The 4,474-nt window shown below is 30.2% G+C and carries 3 protein-coding genes; 2 read left to right on the forward strand and 1 reads right to left on the reverse strand.

The genetic code is table 11. The annotated features are described in order from the left end of the window. Both NK213_RS18975 and NK213_RS18980 read left to right on the forward strand, forming a co-directional pair. Nucleotides 1-3,645: hemagglutinin repeat-containing protein (locus NK213_RS18975; protein ID WP_253352188.1), on the forward strand; the 3,645-nt coding region annotated here is incomplete at its 5' end. 21 nt (nt 3,646-3,666) lie between these two features. Beyond that, the gene (locus NK213_RS18980) at nt 3,667-4,191 is read left to right on the forward strand and encodes a hypothetical protein (RefSeq protein WP_253352190.1); all 525 of its coding nucleotides are present in this window, start codon (nt 3,667-3,669) and stop codon (nt 4,189-4,191) included. 97 nt (nt 4,192-4,288) lie between these two features. Here NK213_RS18980 and NK213_RS18985 read toward each other — a convergent pair. Beyond that, nucleotides 4,289-4,474 (reverse strand): hypothetical protein (locus NK213_RS18985; RefSeq protein ID WP_253352191.1); only part of this gene is annotated, 186 nt, incomplete at its 5' end.

Genomic DNA, 4,474 nt, shown 5'->3' on the forward strand with positions numbered 1-4,474 from the left:
ACAATAAGTAATGTAACCACTGGAGTAGAAACAAAAGAACACGACAGGCTTGAAGGAAAAGAGAGAACCAGAATATATGATGATGTTCAGAATGTAGGAGTAATAAGTTCAGGAAAGACAACATATATAGAAGCAGATAAATATGTATCAAGAGGAGCAGTAACAGAATCAGGGGGAACAACATATATTGAGGCTAATGATGTAAATATAAATACAATAGCTTTAAAAGATTACGAGAGAACAGAAGAAAATCATGGTTATGATTTATACAGAACAACAGAGAAGTTAGGCTCAGAAGTAACAGGTCTTGATAATGTAATAATAAATGCCGGAAATGATATAAATATAAAAGGAAGTACAGTAGCATCAGACGGGACAGTCCAGTTAACAGCAGGAAATGACATAAATATTGAGAATGATAAAAATACAATGTATACAGAATCAAAAAGAGATAAAAAAGGTACATTCTCAAGTTACAGCAAAGAAGAAAGAAGTTATCAAGAGGGAGCAGTAGCAAGTACAATAATAGGGAACAATGTCATACTGGATGCAGGAAATGATGCTAACATAAAGGCATCAAATGTAATAGCAGTAAAAAATGATGATGTTCAGAGTAGTGGTGGAAATATAATAGTAACAGCCGGAAATGACATAAATATTACAACGGATGATATGAATAATGAATATTATTTAAAGGAAAAGAAAAGTGGCTGGAGTGCCTCAGCTTCAATGAGTGGAGGAGGAGCATCGGCAGGAGTGACTTACAGTAGTACAAGTCTTGAGAATACAAGAAACAGTACAACAGTAGCGACATCAAGTATAGTATCAGAAGGAAGCACATTATTATCAGCAGGAAATAAAGTAAGAACAGAAGCAATGCAGGCAAATGTCGGAGAAGACATGATTATCAGAGGAACAAACGGAGTAGAGTTACTTGATGCTCAGGAAGTGTATGAAGAAAAAGTAAAGCAGAAAAGTACAAGTATAGGAGTAAGTGTAAATGTAGCATTTACTCCAGCTCAAATGGTAAGTACAGTAAGTGATGTAATAAGTAATTCAAAAGATTATGGATTTGGAAATACATCACAGAGTATAAATACAATAGGAAATGGAATACAGGATTTAAGAAATGTAACTCAACTAGGTGGAAATTTATATGATGGAATAAGATATGGTAGTCAGTATTTAAATGGCCATATGAATAATGGAGTTATGGAAAATGCTAAACAAGAAGCATTGAGCAATTTAGTATCAGCCAGTGTCACTGCAAGTTATAGTCAAAGTAAGTATGAATCAAACACTAGTGGAACAAATTCAGTGGCGGGAAATATAAATGTAGGGAAGAATTTTATACTACAATCAGACGGAGATGTAAAGCTAGTAAACCAGAAGGTGACTGTGGGAGATAATTTTGTAGTAGATGCTAAGAACTTTGAAGCACGAGCCGGAGAAAATACATATAGCAATGATACAAAATCAAGTTCTTCAGGAATAAATGTGGGTTATGATATAGTAAATAATCATGTAATAGGCGGAGCAAATATCTCAGGAGGAAAGTCAAATACAGATTCTAAATATTATGATAATACTACAATTAATGTAGGAGGAACATTCCAGCTTACAACAAAAGAGGATGCAACCTTTGCAGGAGCTAATGTAATAGCTGATAAAATTAATTTTGATATAGGTAAGGATTTGAATATAATATCTTTGCAGGATGAATATAAATCAAATGGAAGTAGCTATGGTGTAGGAGTAGATGTTTCAGGGAAAATGCCAGGAAGCAATAAGGAAGAAGGATATGCAATACCATCATTAAATGGAAGTTATAGTCAGGATAATGCAGATTCAAAATGGGTAAATAACCAGACATCAATATTGGCAGAAAACGGAGGAAGTGTAAAAGTAGGGGAAACATTAACAAATACGGGAGCTGTAATAGGCAGTCTAAACCCAAATGAGAAACTGAGTATTGATGCAAATAAGGTGGTAGTAGAAAATTTAAAAGATCATGATAAAGGAGAGAATTCAGGAATGAGCTTTAGTGGAGTAAGTAAAGATACTTTAATTCCACAAATAGGAATTCAATATGGAAGTCATGACAAACAGCAGGACAGCAATGCTACCTTTGTTAATACAGAAGTAACAGAAGCAGGGAAGAGATTAGATTTAGAAGAATTAGGAATAAATACAGATATTAATAAGGCGCAAAAAATAACAAAAGATGAAGTGGTAGAGCAAATAGACACGGTAATTCATACAGATATGGGAAATAAAGCAGTAAGAGACAGCTTCATGGAAGATATATTGAAGACCGGAGCTTTAGTTCCAGAAATAGTGCAGGGAATTCGTGAAGGAATGACAAATGAAGGCGAAACGGTATTAGGTCAGATATCAAATAATATGGGAGAAAGATCAGATGATATAAAAGCCTTTATTGAAGGAAGAGACCAAAAATTACAAGAGCAGTTAGATAAAAATAAGAATAAAGATGGCAAGATAGCATTGAATGAAGGTACAGAAAAATTGATTGAGGATAACTTGAGAAAAACTTTAGAAGAATTTGGAAAAGGTGGTTATGAAATAGTTTATGTAGTAGATGATTCAAATATTTCAATGTCAATAGACGATAAACATGGAGTAATGTATGTAAATGTCAATGGAGATGGATTTGGAAATGCAGAAGAAATGAGAAAGAATGTTCAGCATGAAAGTGGACATGGAACATATAAGGATGGAACAATAGATAAAACAGCTACAGAAAAAATGGGGAATAAGGATAAAGTTTTAACACCATCAAATGTAGTGATAGATGACAGTGTTATAGAAAAATTGAAAGAAGGAACGGATGCTTATGATATAGCTAGAGAAAATGGCGAATTAAGGGATAGATATCATAGTGGGAAAGAAGATTTAAGAGAATTTCACCTTTTACCTAATGGAAAATTAGATCTTGACTATTTTAGAAGCGTTTATGGTTCAACTCAAGAAGCAATAAGAGATTGGGAATATGCTATGAAAAATGGAACAAAAGAAGCATTAATTGAATATGTCAAAAGTGAAATAATTGATGAAGTGAAAGGGAAAATAATTGACGAAGTTCCTTTTGGTAAATGGATTTCAAGAGGACTTGATGTATATAATATTATTGGAGGAAAGAAACCTAAATCTCAACAAGAAGATTTAGTATTAGATTATGCATGGGATAAAAAGAAATTGTTACAAAAAACTTCAGATTTAATAGTTTATAATTCTCAAAAAGAAATAATATCATTAATGGAAACAATAGCAAAAAAAGAAATAGGAGAAAATAATCTTAATAGTCAAGCTGGTATTAATAGAATGAAGGATTTAAAAGATGAAATAAGAATAGAATTTGAAAATAATCCTTCCGCAACATATTCAAAATATAAATCTAGTTTTGATTATGCAATTTCTAAAAATAAAGCAAATTTTACTTTAAATGATTATTATGATATGAAAAAAGATGTTGATGGATATTTTAATTTAGGAAGTCGCGAAAATCTTACTGGCTATAAAGAACGTGGAGATTCTGATTATTTTTTTGAAACTGGAAAATTTCAATTTAAAAATGGAAAAGCCAAAAATTATATGAACAAAATGGCAGAATTTAGCATAAAATAAATATAAATGAAAGGAACAAATATGAAATTAAAACTATTTTTAACTATTTCGATTGTTTTTTTTATAGTAATAATTATGTATCTAAAAAGTTCAGACAGTAATGTCCTTATACTAGAAAAGAACTCAAATGCTTACAGTTCAATTGAAAGTAATTATTTTTCATTAAGTAACACAGAAATTATTAGTAATATCTATTATATTGAATATGAACATAAGTTATTTGATTTTTCTCAGGGATTAGATTTAAGGAATATAAATTTCAAGAGATATTTAATTGGCTGGAAATCAATAGAAAAAACTTCAAATGAAGTATTTTATACATTTATTACCTCTTCATTTACTCCAAAAACATTAAATTTTAAGAGTGAAGATTTCAATATGGGAAAAATAATTTTTAAGACAAAAAAAACTAAAGATATAATTATAAATTCTACTAATAGGGAAAAGGAAATAAAAGAAAATATACTAAGTCCTTTATTATACGATCAGATAAAAGATGAGAAGATACTAAAAATTATACATAAAATAGATAGTGAATTGAACTAAAATTTATAAAAACTGTAATGTGGTATTACACTAAAATCTTGGACAAAAATAGTTTGATAGTAGAAATATAAAGATTAATAAAAATGCTGATATAAAATCAGCATTTTTTAGTAAATAAAGAGTAAAGATTTTCAAGTTCCAAAAATAAATTATTCTCAACATCATCCTCAAATTTCCTTATAATTTCAACAGTAGTCCGAGGCATGAATTTACTTAAATCATTTCCAAGATAAGTATCGGAAAGTGAAGAAGTTATAGGGATTCCATCTAAAATAAGAAAATT

This window comes from Sebaldella sp. S0638 (assembly GCF_024158605.1).
Taxonomy (GTDB): domain Bacteria; phylum Fusobacteriota; class Fusobacteriia; order Fusobacteriales; family Leptotrichiaceae; genus Sebaldella.

Coding starts and splice junctions, on each gene's coding strand:
- NK213_RS18980 (WP_253352190.1), top strand. CDS start 3,667: ATGAAATTAAAACTATTTTTAACTATTTCGATTGTTTTTTTTATAGTA.